General features: G+C 54.7%; 16 protein-coding genes. 4 read left to right on the top strand and 12 right to left on the bottom strand.

Going from position 1 to position 17,063, the window contains the following annotated elements; all coding sequences use genetic code 11:
• Positions 1 to 1,709: triple tyrosine motif-containing protein (locus ACTG39_RS12270; RefSeq protein WP_439107853.1), on the top strand; the 1,709-nt coding region annotated here is incomplete at its 5' end.
• A 2-nt stretch (positions 1,710 to 1,711) separates the two neighbouring features.
• On the opposite strand, the gene ACTG39_RS12265 is transcribed toward ACTG39_RS12270, so the two are convergent.
• Positions 1,712 to 2,470, bottom strand: coding sequence for an enoyl-CoA hydratase/isomerase family protein (locus ACTG39_RS12265; RefSeq protein ID WP_439107852.1), 759 nt, complete (start codon positions 2,468 to 2,470; stop codon positions 1,712 to 1,714).
• A gap of 78 nt (positions 2,471 to 2,548) precedes the next feature.
• Here ACTG39_RS12265 and ACTG39_RS12260 point away from each other — a divergent pair, with 78 nt between their 5' ends.
• The 3 genes from ACTG39_RS12260 to ACTG39_RS12250 all read left to right on the top strand — a co-directional run bounded on the left by ACTG39_RS12260 (position 2,549) and on the right by ACTG39_RS12250 (position 5,362).
• Entirely contained in the window at positions 2,549 to 3,118 is a 570-nt protein-coding gene (locus tag ACTG39_RS12260; protein WP_439107851.1) for a DNA-3-methyladenine glycosylase I, read from the top strand.
• An 85-nt stretch (positions 3,119 to 3,203) separates the two neighbouring features.
• Complete coding sequence (locus tag ACTG39_RS12255) at positions 3,204 to 4,505, top strand: TetR/AcrR family transcriptional regulator (RefSeq protein ID WP_439107849.1); 1,302 nt, start codon at positions 3,204 to 3,206, stop codon at positions 4,503 to 4,505.
• Positions 4,502 to 5,362, top strand: a complete 861-nt coding sequence (locus ACTG39_RS12250; protein ID WP_439107848.1) for an acyl-CoA thioesterase — start codon at positions 4,502 to 4,504, stop codon at positions 5,360 to 5,362. The genes ACTG39_RS12255 and ACTG39_RS12250 overlap by 4 nt, the downstream gene beginning before the upstream one ends.
• Before the next feature lie 47 nt (positions 5,363 to 5,409).
• Here ACTG39_RS12250 and ACTG39_RS12245 read toward each other — a convergent pair whose 3' ends face one another.
• The 11 genes from ACTG39_RS12245 to grpE form a co-directional block, all read right to left on the bottom strand.
• Positions 5,410 to 5,973, bottom strand: a complete 564-nt coding sequence (locus ACTG39_RS12245) for a histidine phosphatase family protein (RefSeq protein WP_439107847.1) — start codon at positions 5,971 to 5,973, stop codon at positions 5,410 to 5,412.
• Entirely contained in the window at positions 5,970 to 6,677 is a 708-nt protein-coding gene (locus tag ACTG39_RS12240; protein WP_439107846.1) for a histidine phosphatase family protein, read from the bottom strand. Before ACTG39_RS12240 ends, ACTG39_RS12245 begins: the two co-directional genes overlap by 4 nt.
• Complete coding sequence (gene aceK / locus ACTG39_RS12235; RefSeq protein ID WP_439107845.1) at positions 6,677 to 8,428, bottom strand: bifunctional isocitrate dehydrogenase kinase/phosphatase; 1,752 nt, start codon at positions 8,426 to 8,428, stop codon at positions 6,677 to 6,679. Before aceK ends, ACTG39_RS12240 begins: the two co-directional genes overlap by 1 nt.
• A 32-nt stretch (positions 8,429 to 8,460) precedes the next feature.
• Positions 8,461 to 9,249: an SDR family oxidoreductase gene (locus ACTG39_RS12230; RefSeq protein WP_439107844.1), complete on the bottom strand. Its 789-nt coding sequence runs from the start codon at positions 9,247 to 9,249 to the stop codon at positions 8,461 to 8,463.
• A gap of 58 nt (positions 9,250 to 9,307) precedes the next feature.
• Positions 9,308 to 10,486 (bottom strand): acyl-CoA dehydrogenase family protein, encoded by a 1,179-nt coding sequence (locus ACTG39_RS12225; RefSeq protein ID WP_439107843.1) that lies wholly within the window; start codon positions 10,484 to 10,486, stop codon positions 9,308 to 9,310.
• Between the two features lie 28 nt (positions 10,487 to 10,514).
• Positions 10,515 to 11,693: an acyl-CoA dehydrogenase family protein gene (locus tag ACTG39_RS12220; RefSeq protein WP_439107842.1), complete on the bottom strand. Its 1,179-nt coding sequence runs from the start codon at positions 11,691 to 11,693 to the stop codon at positions 10,515 to 10,517.
• Between the two features lie 278 nt (positions 11,694 to 11,971).
• Positions 11,972 to 12,847 (bottom strand): thioredoxin, encoded by an 876-nt coding sequence (gene trxA / locus ACTG39_RS12215; RefSeq protein WP_439107841.1) that lies wholly within the window; start codon positions 12,845 to 12,847, stop codon positions 11,972 to 11,974.
• A 9-nt stretch (positions 12,848 to 12,856) separates the two neighbouring features.
• The gene (gene dapB / locus ACTG39_RS12210) at positions 12,857 to 13,645 is read right to left on the bottom strand and encodes a 4-hydroxy-tetrahydrodipicolinate reductase (RefSeq protein ID WP_439107840.1); all 789 of its coding nucleotides are present in this window, start codon (positions 13,643 to 13,645) and stop codon (positions 12,857 to 12,859) included.
• The gene (dnaJ, locus tag ACTG39_RS12205) at positions 13,642 to 14,775 is read right to left on the bottom strand and encodes a molecular chaperone DnaJ (RefSeq protein WP_439107839.1); all 1,134 of its coding nucleotides are present in this window, start codon (positions 14,773 to 14,775) and stop codon (positions 13,642 to 13,644) included. The genes dapB and dnaJ overlap by 4 nt, the downstream gene beginning before the upstream one ends.
• A 127-nt stretch (positions 14,776 to 14,902) precedes the next feature.
• Positions 14,903 to 16,837, bottom strand: coding sequence for a molecular chaperone DnaK (dnaK, locus tag ACTG39_RS12200; protein WP_439107838.1), 1,935 nt, complete (start codon positions 16,835 to 16,837; stop codon positions 14,903 to 14,905).
• A 142-nt stretch (positions 16,838 to 16,979) separates the two neighbouring features.
• On the bottom strand, positions 16,980 to 17,063 hold an 84-nt coding region (gene grpE / locus ACTG39_RS12195), incomplete at its 5' end, for a nucleotide exchange factor GrpE (RefSeq protein ID WP_439107854.1).

The raw sequence follows: 17,063 nt of genomic DNA, 5'->3' as shown, positions 1-17,063 counted from the left end.
CTTTTTACGCATCAATGTCAGAAGGAGAGTTATCGGCTAAGGAACTCTTTGACACAGAAAGTCGTGGATCAAAACTTTCAGCGGTGGAAGTATCCGATAGTTATGCTTGGTTCCTAGACTTAGAGAAAACCCGGGCCGTTCCTGTGAGTGCGATCAAGGCATTATCCACTGGAGTCCCTTACAAACTGATCGAAAAAGCATTTCTCAGAAGCCCATGGGCGATGAGCAGCGATACCTCATCGTTGTACTTTGCGACTCCGGGAGGAAAGGTTTCTCATTTCGAAGAGAGAGAGGTTCTGGCAACCGAACAGCCGAGAGCTGTTTGGTCGACTGCAGTGGGTGAAACTGCTTTTGCGCTTGAAATCGATTCACTCCATCGAGCCTGGGTCGCCACAAGTAGCGGACTCTGGTTACGCCATGAAGATGGTGTCTTTCGATTAGAGATAAGAACAATTGGCGTCGACGCTATTGCTGCCGACTACGGGGCGTCTCACACCGATACAAATGGCAACATATATTTCGGAGGCACTGGTGGACTAATAAGTATTCGCAGGCCAAACGATTACCCACTGAATGTCTCAGGTTCCGTTGTGCTGACAAAGATTCGGGTAGACGATCGAGACTGGTTAAACGCGCCGGCTTTGAGACAGGTGAATCAAACACTGAGGGTTGAGGGACTCCACAAGAAAATACATATAGAGTACGACGAGGGCCAAATACTACTCAGCCGAGTGAACGAATACCAACACAAACTAGAAGGCTTCGATACCGACTGGCAAGACACCGGTAGCGTCAACGTTGCGACTTACCAAAACCTCGCTCCCGGCAACTACACTTTTCGAGCGAGAGGCGCTAATTCCGCGGGGGTTTGGAGCGACAATGAGATTAGCCTGCCCATTAAGGTACTTCCTCCTGCCTATTTAACCTGGTGGGCTTTCCTCAGCTACCTCGTTCTGGGTCTGGCTGCGTTTCTGTATCTCAAAGGTCTGAACGATCGCAACATCGCGCGCAAAGAAAGACTCAAACTTGCGGAAGAAGGCAGTGCAGCATTTGCGCGACTTGAGGATGACTACCAGGCTCAGAGAGAAGCAAACGAGGTTCTCCTCCTGCGACGTACACCTGCTGCGAATAAGCTGCTGGACGTAATCGAGACCGCTCTTGCTGCCCAATTTGCAGGTTCCGCAGAGAGCCCAATGGCTTCGGCAGTTGCCAACAAAATCTTCACACTACGCAGCCTACAAACACTCACAAACAGAACAACGAGTGAGGAGCGAACAGACCTCCATGCTGTAACAAATGAGATAGCCGCTCGACTTGCCCAATCCAATGAGCTCGCCTCGCGCGCCATCATTACCAACGACGTCTGTAAAGACCCTATCCGCATGGATCAGGCGATCTACATCAGCCTGGTCATACAGGAATCGTTAGAGCTGGCGACTACCGGCAGAACATTCAATAGCAGTATCGATCCCATGGTTTACATCACCCTGGATTCTCCTCTAGTGACTAACACCGGCGAGTTACGTTACGAGCTGCGTATCGAAGACAGCGGTCTCAAAGACAGCAACAGCGACACCCTCGAGCGCCTGCTTCCACTTACATTCCATCTAATAGAGACCGGCGGCGGAGAACTTTCCGAAGACTATGATGCCGGCAACACGCTCAGCATCAAACTACTCTTCCCGGGCGACAATAGTTCCTCGTTCTGAATTCACTTCCCGGAGAATTCGGGCATACGCTTCTCACGCTGTGCGGCAAAGCCTTCCTGCAAATCATCTGACTCCTCGCACAGGCGCGACAACTCAGTTGCCCGCGAGATGTCGATCGATCCGCGCCCTGCTTGCGCAATCAGCTCTTTCATGGCCCTGGTAGCAAGGGGCGCCAATCCAGCGATGTGCAACGCGAGCTCTTCTACACGCTCATCGAGCTCTTCTTGCGCAACGATGTAATCATAAAAGCCGATTCTGTAAGCCTCCACGGCATCCATTGCCTCTGCTGCGACCAGCATCCGCCGTGCAACATTGGCTCCCAATTTTTCGACAAACAATGAGATACCCGCGGGCGGATAGCACAAACCAAACGCCGCCGCTGGCACGCGCAATCGCGTACCCACCACCCCTACCCTAAAGTCACAGCTCAACGCCAACTCTGTGCCACCGCCAAACACGTTGCCATTGACGCGTGCCAGCGTGGGTATGGCCAAGGTAGCCAGACGGTGCATGACACTTTGAAAGGCATCGGGTTTTAGAACACCGCTGTTAAGGTCATCAAGGGAGGCGCCGGCACAGAATGTCTTTTCGCCGGCGCCCGTCACTATCAACACTCGCACCTCGGGGTCCGTTTCGATGAGATCTAACACCTCACCGATACCCTGCAACTCTACTGCACCGAGAGAGTTGTGCCGCTGTTCCTGGTCGATGCAAAGGGTGCCCACACTGCCGTTCACCGCATATCGAATACTTTGGCTCATGCTAAGCTCCTGTTTTTGGCATTCTTGCATAGCGTTAGTGCACAGTCATCGTTCGCGACGCAAACTCGGAGAGTCAACATGCAACGCTGCGATTGGTGCGGGGACGATCCCCTCTACATGAGCTATCACGATAATGAGTGGGGTGTTCCACTTAGGGACGAACATCTGATGTTTGAGTTCCTCATGCTCGAGGGCGCTCAGGCGGGCCTAAGCTGGATCACGATTCTGCGCAAACGCGACGGTTATCGGGCGCTCTTCGACAACTTTGATGTTCACAAAGTCGCCAGTTATAGCGACGCCGACCTAGACAAAAAACTCCAGGACGCGCGTATTATCCGCAACAAACTCAAAGTCTACGGAGCGCGCAAAAACGCCCTGGCGACACTCAAGCTCTATGAGCAAGGGACCACCCTCCTCGACTACCTATGGGGTTTCGTGGACGGCAAGCCGCTGCAGAACAGCTGGCGCGGGATGTCAGACATCCCGGCATATACACCCCTGTCCGAAAAGATCAGTAAAGATATGAAAAAACGCGGTTTTACCTTTGTAGGACCAACGATCATTTATGCCCATATGCAAGCCACAGGCATGGTCAACGATCACATCGTTAGCTGCCCTGGACATCAGGAATGTGCAGCGCTCGGCTAAGAGATTCGTAGACAGAGGCGGTAAAAATACTTAAAGTTGGAAATTCCAACCTTGCAGTATGCCAAGAGAAATAAGTGCCCTCTGAATGACGAGTACCAGCAGCACAAACAGCACTTCTCCATTCAATAGAAAGGCGCAGCATGACGCCAAGCGCATTGCTATCCTCTCGGAAGCGGCTCGACTTTTTAATAGCAAAGGATCCCGAGCGACGACGCTTCAGGATGTCGCTCGCGAACTCGGCCTTACCAAGACCAGCCTCTATTACTACGTCCGAACCAAAGAAGAGCTCATCTTTCAGTGCTACGAAGTCACCATGCAGCGACAGCACGCCATCATGGACGCTCTCGATAAAGCCTCTCTGTCGCCTCTAGAACGCGCCGGAGATTTTTTTAAGAGCCAGTTCGAAGGCTGGCTTAGCGCCCAAACCAAAGATGACGTCCACATTGCGGCGCCGCTGGAGATAGCATCCCTCAAACCCCAGCACCGTAAAGCCATCGAGACTGAATACATTGCCATGTTCAAACGGCTTCGGGGCTATCTGCGGGAGGCCGTGGAATCTGGCGAGGCACGGGGCATAGAAACCACATCGGCAACCCGCGCGATCATTGGTGCGACGGACTGGGTATTTCATTGGCTACATCAGCTCAATCGCGACGAGGTTCTCGACGCTGCGGATGCGGCATGGGACATCATTCTTCACGGCCTCTCGGCTAAGGATGACGAGTACATCTCTCGCCCTCTTGTCATGAGTTCCGATGGAGACCGCCCTGCCCAGGGCTTTGACCGCGAAGAGCAGCATCGTCAAAAACAGGAAGCGTTTTACAAAGCCGGCACCTGGTTCTTCAATCGCAAGGGCTTCAATGGCGCGTCCCTTGATGAAATCGCGGAGCATCTTAACGTTTCCAAAGGCGCTTTTTATTATCACATTCGTAACAAAGAAGACCTGCTATTTGCCTGCTATCAGCGTTCCATAGCCATGGTGCAGCGCATTGATTCTCAGGCAATGCGCGCAGATGGCACCGGATTAGAAAAGCTCGACGAAACTGCCCGCCGGGTGTTTCATGCGCAAAACTCAGATACGGGGCCGCTGATTCGTTACAACACGATCACAGCGCTCCCAAAGGCGCGCCGAAAAGAAATCCTATTGGCCACCGAAGATGCCGATAGCCGTTTCGATACGCTTATTGCCGAGGGAAAACTCGACGGCAGTATCCGTGACGTGAACTCGCTTCTTGCGCGGCGGTTAATGGCCGGAGCCATCAACGCCTCCATGGATATCAGTCTTTGGCGCGCTATTAGCGATCTCGACAGCGCTGCCATTGAATACTTTGATGTTTTTTACAACGGACTTCTACCAAGGAAGTCCGCTCGAGAGAACAACTCATGAGTGACCTATTGTCAGACCTGCTGAATCATCTGGAAGTCAAACGCATCGACACCTATCTGTTCACCGGGAGCAGCCCAGAACGTCCCCGGCGTATTTTTGGAGGACAGGTACTGGCCCAAAGTCTTAACGCGGCTAATCGCTCTATCGGCGATGGTCGAGTCGCTCACTCCATGCACGCGCACTTTCTTCGTCCCGGCAATCCCGCCAAGCAAATCGTCTTCGAAGTAGACCCGACACGCGACGGGAGAAGCTTTGCTACACGACGGGTTGTTGCCAAACAGGATGGCAAGCCAATTTTCATCACCTCCGTGTCTTACCAGGAAATCGAGGAGGGTTTGAACCACGAAGCACAGATGCCCGAGGTAGAGCCTCCCGAGGGACTGCAAAATGACTTCGATTACTGGACGGAGATGGCAAGAAAGCACCCCGACCGATTTGACGCACCCTTCTCGCAAGCGGTGGAGCGCAGAGTTATAAAGCGCCGCGACTATGCGTCACCGCAACCAGAAGACCCCATCTCTCACACCTGGTTCAGAGTACCTGGCGACATCGGTGACGACCCAAACCGCCACCAGACACTCATCGCTTTTATCTCTGACTTTTCACTCCTGGGAGCAGCGCTGCTACCGCACCCTTACACCGCGGCGAGCAAGAAAATTCAAGCGGCGAGCCTTGATCATGCAATCTGGTTCCATCGCCCGGGACGAGCAGATGATTACCTGCTGTACAGCATGGACAGCCCCAACGCCGGAGGTGGACGCGGCTTTAGTCGCGGGCAGTTCTTTAGTCGGGACGGCCGGCTCATCGCCTCTACAGCGCAGGAGTCATTGATCCGCTTGCGACCCAGCTCTCCCTGAGACTCGCTTGGCCCAACAGCCAGTTAACTCGCCTCAGTTACCTTGCCTCAATTAACAACCGTGGACATTTGATCACCCAGGGACTTGACGCTCACGCCCGAAGAGCCAGCTTCCAGAACTGTGACCGACGCGTTGTCTGGCCAGAACACCAGCGTCTCTTCGCGTTTTTGATACCAGCCCACCAGCGCATTGATCACTAGAAAATGCGAAAAAACCACAGTGGAACCAGGCAGCTCTTCTACAGCCCGCACGATGTTCTCGCGCCAGACCTGCAGTTCAGCTTGCTGCTCATGCCACTGTTGACGCATAAATCCGCGTAGCCAGTCCTGTCGCTCCGCGAGAGGCACAGGTGATGGTATCTCTCGAAAACGGTCATCAATCGATACGGAAAGACCCAAAGCACTGGCCAAAGGTGTTGCGGTTTCCTGTGCGCGCTGCAGAGGGCTGCTTATCAGGGTCACGTCCGACGCAGGAAGCTGAGACTCTAATTGTGCCGCAGCCTCTTTTGCCTGGGCATGACCCAACTCCGATAAACCAGGATCAGGACTCCGCCCCCAACTTGCCGCAGCCTCGCCATGCCTAACCAGATAAATCAGTCGCGGCGCGCTCATCGATAGGTGACCAGCTTTTCTCCTCGAGCCACAGAGAGTTCACGAAGAAACGAACAATCGTTGAAGTAGGACAGGGACACCCTATCTGAACTGTAAAAAAGCTGCGTCACCGAGCAATTAAACACCGGCTCATAAAACTGATAGGTCGCTGAACCGGGGAGCTTCAGCACCGCCGCGGTGAGCGCTGCTATGGTCCCACCAGAGGTAAATACCCCGATGGTCTTACCGCCGCCCTGATTTGTGATGATGTCGCGAAGCATGCTGTGCACGCCCTCGGAATATTCCGCCCAGCTTTGAATAGCCGGTTCATCGCACTCAGGAGAAACCCAGTAGTTGAACACCGCCTCAATCACTTTTTGGAAACGTTTGCTCGAATCCAGTCCCTGGTCGACAACGGCTTTGATCTCGGGGCGGGTTTCCAAGACCTTGGGCAGCAGATATTCCAGATGCTCGTCATTGCGCACTTCTTCCAGACGCTGGTCTTCTATCAGCGGGACCACCGCAGCCTGTCCAGCCAGCGCCAATGCGGCCGTATCTTTTTGACGCTCCAGGGGGCCGCAATAAGCGGCATCAAAAACTACGCCGGTGCGCGCCAGATACTCGCCCGTAAGCGTTGCCTGCAAGCGGCCCAGGGGCGAAAGCTCGTCGTAGTTCTCTGCGCCAAAGGACGCCTGTCCGTGACGAATAAGGTAAATAGTGGCCATTAGGAATTTCCAAGCAAAGAGGGTTCTTCTTCTCGGGGAAAACGTAGTTTCCTCCGATAGGGATAAAAGGACTCGACATAGCCGCTTCGTATCTGCTCTTGCAACGACTGCCAAAAACTCGCCTCGTAGATATCCGAGTGCTTTTCGTCAAACGCCTTGCGGGCGCGCTGATTCCCCGAGAAGAACAAGCGAAACTCCTCGGGAAAAATGTCATTGGGTCCGACGGAGTACCAGGGCTGGCTAGCCATTTCTTCCATCTCGTTTCGAGGCTCTGGGATTATCCGAAACTTGCAGTCCGTCAGAGGCACAATCTCATCGTAGTCATAAAAAACCACGCGACCATGGCGAGTGACGCCAAAGTTCTTCAGCAGCATGTCCCCCGGGAAGATATTCGCTGCAGCCAGTTGTTTGATGGAGTTTCCGTACTCATCCATCACCGCCTCAACCTCCTGATCTGTCGCATCCTGAAGATACAAGTTCAGAGGTGTCATACGTCGCTCAACGTACAGGTGCCCAATAATTAAGGCTTTGCCATTCTCCTGTATCTGGGAGGGAGCGACCTGTTTGAGTTCTTCAATCAGCTCCTCGGAAAAACGATCTCGCGCAAACGCCAGGTTTGTAAACTCCTGCGTATCGGCCATGCGCCCGGCTCTGTCGGCCCGCTTCACCAAACGATACTTGGACTTCACCTCCTCATGGGTGACTTCTTTTGGCGGGGTAAAGCGATCCTTAATGATCTTAAATACAAACGGGTACGAAGGCAGCGTGAACACGCTCATCACCATCCCTTTGATTCCCGGGGCGATGATGAACTTATCAGTGGTGGATTCCATATGTCGCACTGCCGACCGATGGTAGTAGGTCTTACCGTGCTTGTTGTAACCCATGGAGCTGTATATCTCGGAGATGGGCTTGGCGGGCATGAGCTTGGCAAGAAACAAAACGTACTGCGACGGTATGGTCGCATCCACCATAAAGTAGGTGCGTGTAAAACTGAACACGACACTGACGCGATTCGAACCAAACAAAACCGTGTCGACGTACACCCCGCCGGCTTCGTTATGCAAGATCGGAAAAACGAAGGGCATGCTGTCCTGGCCAGAAAGAATTCGGCCTACGATGTAAGCACCCTTATTGCGATAAAAGTGATTAGACAGCACTTCCAAACGCAGATCGCTTTTGTTTAAGTCGATACCAGAGACCAGCATCAACTCCTCTTCAAAAGCCTCCACGAGTCGGTCGACATCTCGGGACAAATCCTCGTAGGGAATGCTGAAGCAGTAGTCCGCAAGGAGCTCTTCGAGAGAATCCTTAAGTGACTGCTCCACCGAGTAGTAGCGCAGAACAGGACTGCTGTCTGACAGGGGTATGTCGCCTTGCGAGGAGAACACGAAGGCGTAGTCATTACGCACCCGCTCGTGCTCAAAAACAGCGTTGTAAACGGAGTTATAAAATGTCTCTGCAATCTCAAAGTTATTGTGATTGCGAATGAGTCGCGCATAAATCTTGCGGGTATCTCGCCAAAACTCGAGATTACGTAACTCCTGCCCGGCCACCAACTCCACGGTATCGAGCACAAAATTGACTTTCAGCTTGTACAGATCAATACGCTGAGTAGTCGCTGAGTGAATGCCTAGCCAGTCCGCGTTTTCAAAACGTGACCGGGCACCCAGGGTAATGTTCTGATAATCCGCAAAATACGACTCAAAGCCGTTGAGAATGATTCGCGCAAATCGCTCGCGTCGTTCCACGCTGCCCCCGGTTTACTCAAAGCCCCAAAGGATTAGACCTCGGGATTACCAAACTGGCGACGCAATTTACGCATGCCGCCAATCCATCGATCGTAGTCTGCTGTTTTGCGCTCGCGATAGGTAGCCACTTCTGGATGCGGCAAAATCAGGAAGCGCTCCTCTGTAATCCCCTGCACGACGGCCTCCGCAACATCCGCCGGCGTGAGGATTCCGTCTACGCCTGCCGTACCGCCCTCACTGTCACCAATCATACGCGTAGCAACCGCCTGAGGGCACAAACAGGACACCTTGATCCCATCATCCCCGTGGGTAATCGCCAAAGACTCAGCAAAGCCAATAGCAGCGTGCTTGGTGGTGGAGTAAGCGGCATCGCCAACCTGACTCAAAAGACCCGCAGCAGAGGCTGTATTCAGAAAGTAGCCCTCTCCCCGCTCGATCATCGATGGCAAGCAGGCACGCGCGGCGAACACATGGCTCATCACGTGGATGTCCCACATAGCCTGCCAGGTATCGTTAGACGCTGAGGTGGCATACCAGGGAGGACCGTCCAGCGCGATGATGCCCGCGTTAGAGCAAAACAGATCAATGTGCCCAAACTTTGCGATGACGTCATCTACCATCGACGCGATCTGCGCTTCGTCTCGAACATTCACTTCGTAGGCCGTTCCACCGATCGCCTCGGCAACTGCCTGCGCGGAGTCCAGCTCCAAATCGACTACAACGACCTGTGCAGCGCCTTCGGCCGCAAAACGCTCACACAGTCCTTTTCCTATACCGTTACCACCACCGGTAACGACGACTATCTTTCCACTCACGTTCATTTTGGGATCTCCAGATACAAAAAGGCCCCCTATTGGGGGCCTCTAAAACACTTAAGCCTTAAGCGGCATCGCTCATGCTGGCAACGTTATCAGTCGCCTTCGACCCGTAGCTCAGCGCATTGAACTGCGTCTGGTGGTGATCACGATCACCGAAGGTCGCATTGATCATCATCAGTCGCTTGGCGTAATGCGCAATGTCCAACTCGTCCGTAAGACCCATACCACCGTGTAGCTGAATAGCCTCTTCAAAGATGTGCTTGCCGCACTTGTGCGTCATCACCTTGAGAGCGTGAAGCTCCCGGCGTAAATCTGCGTCACCGTTCTCTAATGCGCAAACAGCGCGATAGAGCATGGACTTAGCCTGCTCGTAGGACATAAAGGTGTCGACCATGCGGTGCTGCAGGGCCTGAAAGCTACTGATAACCACGCCAAACTGCTCGCGGGTCTTGGTGTACTCCAGGGTCTTGCTATTTAGCTGGCCCATGAGACCCACAGCCTCGCCACACAGCGCGACAATGCCTTCCTGTACAACCTGATCTATGGCCGCATAACCGCCATCCAGCTGTCCCAACAGGGCGTCTGCACCGACGCTAACATCTTTAAAAGTGATGTTAGCCACGTTTTGCCCATCCATGAGTCGGTAGCTCACGCGCTCAACCCCGTGAGCGGTAGCGTCGACAACAAACAGGCTGATGCCATTGCGATCAAACTGCTCACCGGAGGTGCGCGCAGCAACAATCAGCGTGTCGGCGTTCATGCCATTGCTGACCACCACCTTCTCGCCGTTGAGCACAAATCCGCCATCATTTGCCGTGGCTGTTGTCAGCACGTCGGCAAGCTCGTAACGCCCCTGACGCTCAAGGTACGCAAACGCGCCCAAACGGCTACCTTCGATAATGCCGGGGATGTACTCGGCCTTTTGAGCCTCGCTACCCGCGGCGTTAAGGAGCCCGCCAAACATCACCACAGTCGCAAAGTAAGGCTCAACAATGAGGCCCTTACCAAACTCTTCCATCATGACCATCAGGTCCACGGGACCGCCGCCAAAGCCGCCGTACTCTTCCGCAAAGGGAACGCTCAGCCAGCCCAGCTCGGCAAAGGTCTGCCAGACCGCTCGGCTCATACCCTCTTCTGTCGCTACGATGCCGCGACGGGTATCAAAGTCATAATCATCCTGCACAAAACGCGCGACGCTATCGCGCAGCATTGTTTGCTCTTCTGAAAAATCAAAATTCATTGTTTATCTCCTGACGCTGCTCTGAGCCTTAAAGGCCCAAAACTGCCTTGGCAATAATGTTTTTCTGGATCTCGTTAGAGCCGCCGTAAACCGTGGCTGCGCGACCGTACATATAGCTCTGTCGCGCTGCGCTACCGAAGTCGTGGCCAATCACATTCGTGTCCAACTCTGTAGGCAATACACCCTGGTAGTGCGCCGCCACATCCATACGCAGTTCTTGCACCTGCTGCTGTATCTCAGTGCCCTTAATCTTCAGCAGTGAAGATTCTGCACCTGGCGCGCCACCCGAGGCGACGGACGCAAGAACACGCAGATCCGTGAACTCCAGTGCCATCAACTCAAGTTCTATGTCCGAGAGACGTTTTTGAAACAGGGGATCATCGATGAGCGCTTTTCCGCCATTCACCTCGCCCTCAGCCAGCTGGCGCACCTCGCGCAGAGCACGCTTGGAGTCCGCAACACCGGCAATACCTGTGCGCTCGTGAGCGAGCAGTGCCTTGGCGTAAGTCCAGCCTTTATCCTGCTCACCAATGAGGTTCTCCACTGGGACACGGACATTGTTGAATTCGACTTCGTTCAGGCTGTGGTGATTATCAATAGACTCGATAGGATTAACCTTGATTCCTTCGGTCTTCATGTCAATCAGCAAAAAGCTGATGCCGTTCTGTCGCTTACCTTCGTTGCTGGTTCGCACGAGACAGAAAATCCAGTCCGCGTGCTGCGCGTAGGTAGTCCAGATTTTCGCACCATTGACCACATAGTGATCGCCATCCAGCTCAGCTTTGGTTTTGAGTGACGCCAGATCTGAACCCGCGCCGGGCTCTGAGTACCCCTGACACCACCAATCATCGCTGTTGAGGATTCGCGGCAGGAATCGGGCTTTTTGCTCTTCGTTACCAAAGGTGTAGATAACCGGCGCCACCATGCTCAAACCAAAGGGCACTACATCCCGAATACCCCGGGCCGAGCGTTCGGAGTCATAGATAAACTTTTGAGTAGAGGTCCACCCCGTTCCGCCGTACTCCACAGGCCAGCCTTGGGCGACCCAGCCCTTTGCGTTGAGCTTCTTTTGCCACTCAACAATTGCTTCTCGGTACTGCTTGCTATCGGCCATGCGATCTCGCAGATCGTCGGTGTAAGCCTCATCAAAGAACGCGCGGACCTCATCACGGAAGGCGATCTCTTCGGGCGAAAAACTGGTATCCACAGTTTCTGTCTCCTGTTGCTGGGCCTTGCGGGCCGGAATGTACGCACTGATCTGTGATCGATTCGTCTTAATCGAAGCACAGCAACCAGCACTTTTTGAATCTGGAGTATGTTTTTCCTAGAAAGAGTACTCTAGCGCCCTTTATCGCTAGGTACAAGCGAGGAGCGCGGCTATTTCATAGCCTCTAAGAGGTGATAACGCGGTGGCTGAGAAGCACCGAAAAGGAATAAGCAAAAGGGGAGCGGAGAGCCTGCTAAAGCCCTGCGCCAATGACATGGCTAGTACAGGAGGCTAAACAGTTTGCGCTGGTACTCGGCCGCCAGTGGATCGCCTTTTCCGAGCGACGCGATGGTGTCCAAAAGCGCCTTTTTAGTCGCACCATCTTTGTGATTAACGTCCGTGCGCAGAATAAAGAGCAAACTCTCCAGCGCATCGCGAAACTGCCCCGCCGCACTGTAATGCACAGCAATTTGCTCCAGCAAATCCAGATTCTCCGGGTCAGCCTTGAGCTGCTCTTCGAGGCTCACCAGCTCGGGCGAGCGGGAGGCTTCCCGAGCAAGACTCAGCTGTGCGACCAGCTGCTCGTACAACGGATCCTGATCTACCATGGGTACGGCATCGAGGAGCGTCTGAGCATCATCAAGACGCTTAGACTCAATCAACGCGTGCACCAGGGTCATCGCGATATCGTGACGACGACCACTCTCTTCGTAGACAGTGCGCAGGATCGTTACCGCTGCTGCGGCATCACCCGCCTGAAGTAGCGCGCCGGCTTCCTGAAGCGCCGCGTCAAAGGGTGATGGCAGATGCTTCTCGAGCATTTCACGCACCGCCTGCTCTGACTGCGCTCCGGCAAAGCCATCCACGGGCTGCCCATCGCGCATAACCATGACCGTCGGCAGACTGCGCACACCAAACTGCTGGGCAATCATTTGCTGATCGTCGGCATTCACCTTGGCCAACAAAAACGCGCCGGCATATTCCGTCGCCAGCTTTTCCAGCAGCGGCATCAGTACTTTGCAGGGTTCACACCAATCCGCCCAAAAATCGATGACCACAGGGCGCTGCGAAGACTCTTCTATGAGGTACTGCGCCGCATTGCTCTCGTCGATATTAACGACTGTGAGTGGCGTCTCTAGCGTCCCGTCCATCATCGTTCTTCCTTAATCTCTTAGCTGCAGAACATCTTGCATATCGTAGAGCCCCGCGGGCTTTTCTCTCAACCAAGCGGCCGCGCGACAGGCGCCGCGTGCAAAAGCCAGTCGCGTTCCTGCCCGGTGAGTAATCTCAAGGAGCTCTCCCTCGCTGGCAAAAAGCGCCGTGTGATCGCCAACAATATCGCCGCCGCGGATGGTCGCAAAGCCGATACTGCCCTCAGGTCGCGCACCGGTGATACCTTCGCGACTAAACACCGCTTGATCGTCCAGGTCCACATTTCGGCCCGCTGCCATAGCTTTACCAATGGCTAAAGCCGTCCCGGAAGGGGCATCCACTTTATGACGGTGATGCGCCTCGATCACTTCCAGGTCCGTATCATCATCCGACGCACGGGTTGCCAGCTCGACGAGACGCAGCATCAGATTAACGCCCGTACTAAAATTCGCAGACTGACAGACCGCCACCTTCTCAGCCGCCGAGGCCACTGCTGCCTGCTGCGAGGCATCCAGGCCCGTAGTACCCAGCACCCAGCTAACGCCCGCCTCTGCACAGGCCTCGGCATGCATCACGCTCGTCGCCGGCGTTGTAAAGTCGATAAGGACGTCGGCCTCAGCCAGCGCCGTACCTATATCGTGGGTAAACAAATCTGCTGCTACGGGCGCGGGCTCAGGAGCCACTTCATCCTGCGCCAGAGTAACGGCAGCCACTGACAAGGCTTCATGACCATCAATGAGCTCGATGAGCGTACGCCCCATGCGACCATTCCCGCCCGCTATGGCAATGCGAATACTCATGGCTTGAGCTCATCAAAGAAGTGCTTCACCCCATCAAACCAGCTCTTCTGCCGGGGGCTGTGAGCATGACCGCTCTCGCCCATGCTTTCCTGCAGCTCTTCGAACAGTTCCTTTTGTCGCTTGTTCAAGTTCACCGGAGTTTCCAGGACAGCGCGACACAGCAGGTCGCCCACCCCGCCACCGCGCACCGGCTGTACGCCTTTACCGCGGAGTCGGAACAACTTGCCCGTTTGCGTCTCGGCGGGAATCTTCAGCTTCACGCGGCCGTCCAGAGTTGGCACTTCCAGCTCACCACCCAGAGCCGCATCTGCAAAGGTAATAGGCACCTCGCAATACAGGTGTTTGCCATCGCGCTCAAAGATCGGGTGTTGCTTAACCGACATCTGCACAAACAGATCACCAGCGGGTCCGCCCTCGGTACCTGCTTCGCCCTCGCCACCCAGACGAATACGATCGCCGGTATCCACACCCGGGGGTACTTTGACGGAGAGCTTCTTGGTCTTTTCCACACGTCCCTGGCCGCGACAGGAGGTGCAGGGGTCAGAGATCGTGCTGCCGCGTCCGCGACAAGTGGGACAAGTCTGTTGGACCTGAAAGAATCCCTGCTGCATGCGTACCTGGCCGGCACCACCACAGGTGCCACAGGTCGTAGGGCTGCTGCCCTTGCGAGCACCGCTGCCATCACAGGTCGAACAGGACGCCAGGGTCGGCACGCGAATTTCTACCGTAGTTCCACGCACCGCATCCTCGAGCGAAATATCCAGGGTATAGCGCAGGTCTGAGCCGCGCTGGGCACCACCGTGGCCGCGACCACCGCCGCCTCCGCCGAAGATATCGCCAAAGACATCGCCGAAGATGTCTGAGAAATTGCCGCTGCCGCCACCAAAGCCGCCGCCCATCTGACCTTCCAGACCAGCATGGCCATATTGATCGTAAGCCGCGCGCTTTTGACTATCGCTGAGGACTTCGTAGGCCTCAGATGCTTCCTTAAACTTTTCGTCGGCTTTGGGATCATCGGGGTTACGATCGGGATGAAATTTCATCGCGACGCGGCGATAGGCTTTCTTAATATCCTTCTCGTCGTCGCTGCGGCTTACGCCCAGCACTTCATAGTAGTCGCGTTTTGACATATCACTTTGCGGTCAAGCCGCACCCCTTCCTAAACAGACAACGCGGGCCCTTACGTCCCGCGTCACATTCGATCAACGATTCGGCAATGCAGAAGCCTGTAGCCCCTGCATCACCAAAACCGCGAGTTTACTTCTTGTCGTCGCTGACTTCTTCAAATTCAGCATCCACTGCATCATCGGCGCCAGCGTCGTCACCGGCATCCGCCGATGCCTCAGGACCCGCTTCCGCCTGAGCAGCTTCGGCCTGAGCCGCATACATCTTCTGCGCTACAGGGCCCGTCGCTTCAGTCAGCTTGTTAGCCGCTGCATCGATTGCGTCCTTGTCGTCGCCCTTAACGGCTTCTTCCGCTTCGGCAATAGCCGCTTCAATAGCAGCTTTCTCTTCATCGGAGGCATGCTCACCCGCTTCTTCGACAGTCTTCTTGGCAGCGTTAACCAGACCTTCGCAAGTGTTGCGCGACGAAATCAGTTCCTCGAACTGCTTGTCTGCTTCGGCGTTCACCTCAGCGTCAGCAACCATTGCTTCGATTTCATCATCCGACAGACCACCAGAGGCCGTGATACGAATGGACTGCTCTTTGCCGGTCGCCTTGTCTTTGGCAGACACGTTCAGAATACCGTTCGCATCCAGATCAAAGGTCACTTCAATCTGTGGCATGCCGCGCTGTGCAGGAGGAATGTCCGCCAGGTCAAAACGTCCCAGAGACTTGTTACCCGTCGCTTGCTTACGCTCGCCCTGGACAACATGAATCGTTACCGCCGTCTGGTTATCGTCCGCGGTAGAGAAGATCTGCGACTTCTTGGTCGGGATCGTAGTGTTCTTCTCGATCAGCGGCGTGGCTACGCCACCCATGGTCTCGATACCCAGGGTCAGCGGAGTCACGTCCAAAAGGAGTACGTCTTTTACGTCACCCGCCAGTACTGCACCCTGAATAGAAGCGCCCATAGCGACAGCTTCGTCGGGGTTCACATCCCGGCGAGGATCCTTGCCAAAGAACTCAGCAACTTTTTGCTGAACCATCGGCATACGCGTCTGGCCACCTACGAGGATGACGTCATCGATCTCGCTGGGAGACAGATCCGCATCCTTCAGAGCCATCTTTAGCGGCTCCATGGAGCGGTTAACCAGCTCTTCTACCAGTGACTCGAGCTTGGAGCGGCTCAACTTCACCACCAGGTGCTTGGGACCGGTGGCATCAGCAGTGATGTACGGGAGATTCACTTCGGTCTGCTCGGAGTGTGACAGCTCGATCTTGGCCTTCTCGGCAGCTTCCTTCAGACGCTGAAGCGCCAGAGGATCGTTGTGCAGATCGATACCGCTCTCGCTCTTAAACTGCTCCGCAAGATACTCGATGAGGCGCATATCAAAGTCTTCACCACCCAGGAAGGTATCCCCGTTGGTAGACAGCACTTCGAACTGATGCTCGCCGTCGACTTCTGCAATCTCGATGATGGAGATATCAAAGGTACCGCCACCCAGGTCATAGACCGCAATCGTGTGATCACCTTTGGCTTTGTCCATACCGTAAGCGAGCGCAGCGGCAGTCGGCTCGTTGATGATGCGCTTGACGTCCAGACCCGCGATCTTGCCCGCGTCCTTGGTTGCCTGACGCTGAGAATCATTAAAGTACGCAGGTACGGTAATCACGGCCTCGGTGACCGACTCGCCAAGAAATTCCTCAGCGGTTTTCTTCATCTTGCGCAGAACTTCCGCAGACACCTGCGGGGGAGCCATTTTCTCGCCCTTGGCTTCTACCCAAGCGTCACCGTTGTCCGCTGCAACAATCTTGTAAGGCACCATAGAGATGTCTTTTTGCACGACATCATCGGTGAATTTGCGGCCAATAAGGCGCTTCACGGCGTAGAGCGTGTTGTGCGGGTTAGTTACCGCCTGACGCTTGGCACTCTGACCGACGAGAATCTCGCCGTCGTCGGTGTAGCCAACAATCGAAGGCGTCGTGCGATCGCCCTCAGCGTTTTCAATCACGCGAGGCTGACCGCCATCTAATACAGAAACGCACGAATTCGTGGTTCCCAGGTCAATACCAATTATCTTGCCCATTTCAGTTCTCCTGGCTAGCTAACATCAGCGATCTGCGATGCAGCCGTTGCTATGTAATCTGTTTTATATGTGGGTCCTTGCCGGCGTTTTTCAAGAGGGCCGCGCAAGATTCCCCAGTGGTTTATTCACTCGCTGCGGGCGGCTAGCCCTCAGCTGGTGCTTTACTGACCATCACCATGGCTGGGCGCACGAGACGCCCGTTGAGCGTGTAGCCTTTCTGCATCAC

The sequence above is a fragment of the Congregibacter sp. genome (genome assembly GCF_965662665.1).
GTDB lineage: Bacteria > Pseudomonadota > Gammaproteobacteria > Pseudomonadales > Halieaceae > Congregibacter.
The sequence above is the reverse complement of the archived record's forward strand: the minus strand, read 5'-3'. Positions and strand labels throughout refer to the sequence as shown.

Excerpts from the sequence above, each read along its gene's own strand:
- ACTG39_RS12265 (WP_439107852.1), bottom strand. The coding sequence starts at position 2,470 with ATGAGCCAAAGTATTCGATATGCGGTGAACGGCAGTGTGGGCACCCTT.
- ACTG39_RS12245 (WP_439107847.1), bottom strand. The coding sequence starts at position 5,973 with ATGAGCGCGCCGCGACTGATTTATCTGGTTAGGCATGGCGAGGCTGCG.
- ACTG39_RS12225 (WP_439107843.1), bottom strand. The coding sequence starts at position 10,486 with ATGAATTTTGATTTTTCAGAAGAGCAAACAATGCTGCGCGATAGCGTC.
- dapB (WP_439107840.1), bottom strand. The coding sequence starts at position 13,645 with ATGAGTATTCGCATTGCCATAGCGGGCGGGAATGGTCGCATGGGGCGT.
- ACTG39_RS12230 (WP_439107844.1), bottom strand. The coding sequence starts at position 9,249 with ATGAACGTGAGTGGAAAGATAGTCGTCGTTACCGGTGGTGGTAACGGT.
- dnaJ (WP_439107839.1), bottom strand. The coding sequence starts at position 14,775 with ATGTCAAAACGCGACTACTATGAAGTGCTGGGCGTAAGCCGCAGCGAC.
- ACTG39_RS12240 (WP_439107846.1), bottom strand. The coding sequence starts at position 6,677 with ATGGCCACTATTTACCTTATTCGTCACGGACAGGCGTCCTTTGGCGCA.
- trxA (WP_439107841.1), bottom strand. The coding sequence starts at position 12,847 with ATGATGGACGGGACGCTAGAGACGCCACTCACAGTCGTTAATATCGAC.
- ACTG39_RS12260 (WP_439107851.1), top strand. The coding sequence starts at position 2,549 with ATGCAACGCTGCGATTGGTGCGGGGACGATCCCCTCTACATGAGCTAT.
- dnaK (WP_439107838.1), bottom strand. The coding sequence starts at position 16,837 with ATGGGCAAGATAATTGGTATTGACCTGGGAACCACGAATTCGTGCGTT.
- ACTG39_RS12250 (WP_439107848.1), top strand. The coding sequence starts at position 4,502 with ATGAGTGACCTATTGTCAGACCTGCTGAATCATCTGGAAGTCAAACGC.
- ACTG39_RS12255 (WP_439107849.1), top strand. The coding sequence starts at position 3,204 with ATGACGAGTACCAGCAGCACAAACAGCACTTCTCCATTCAATAGAAAG.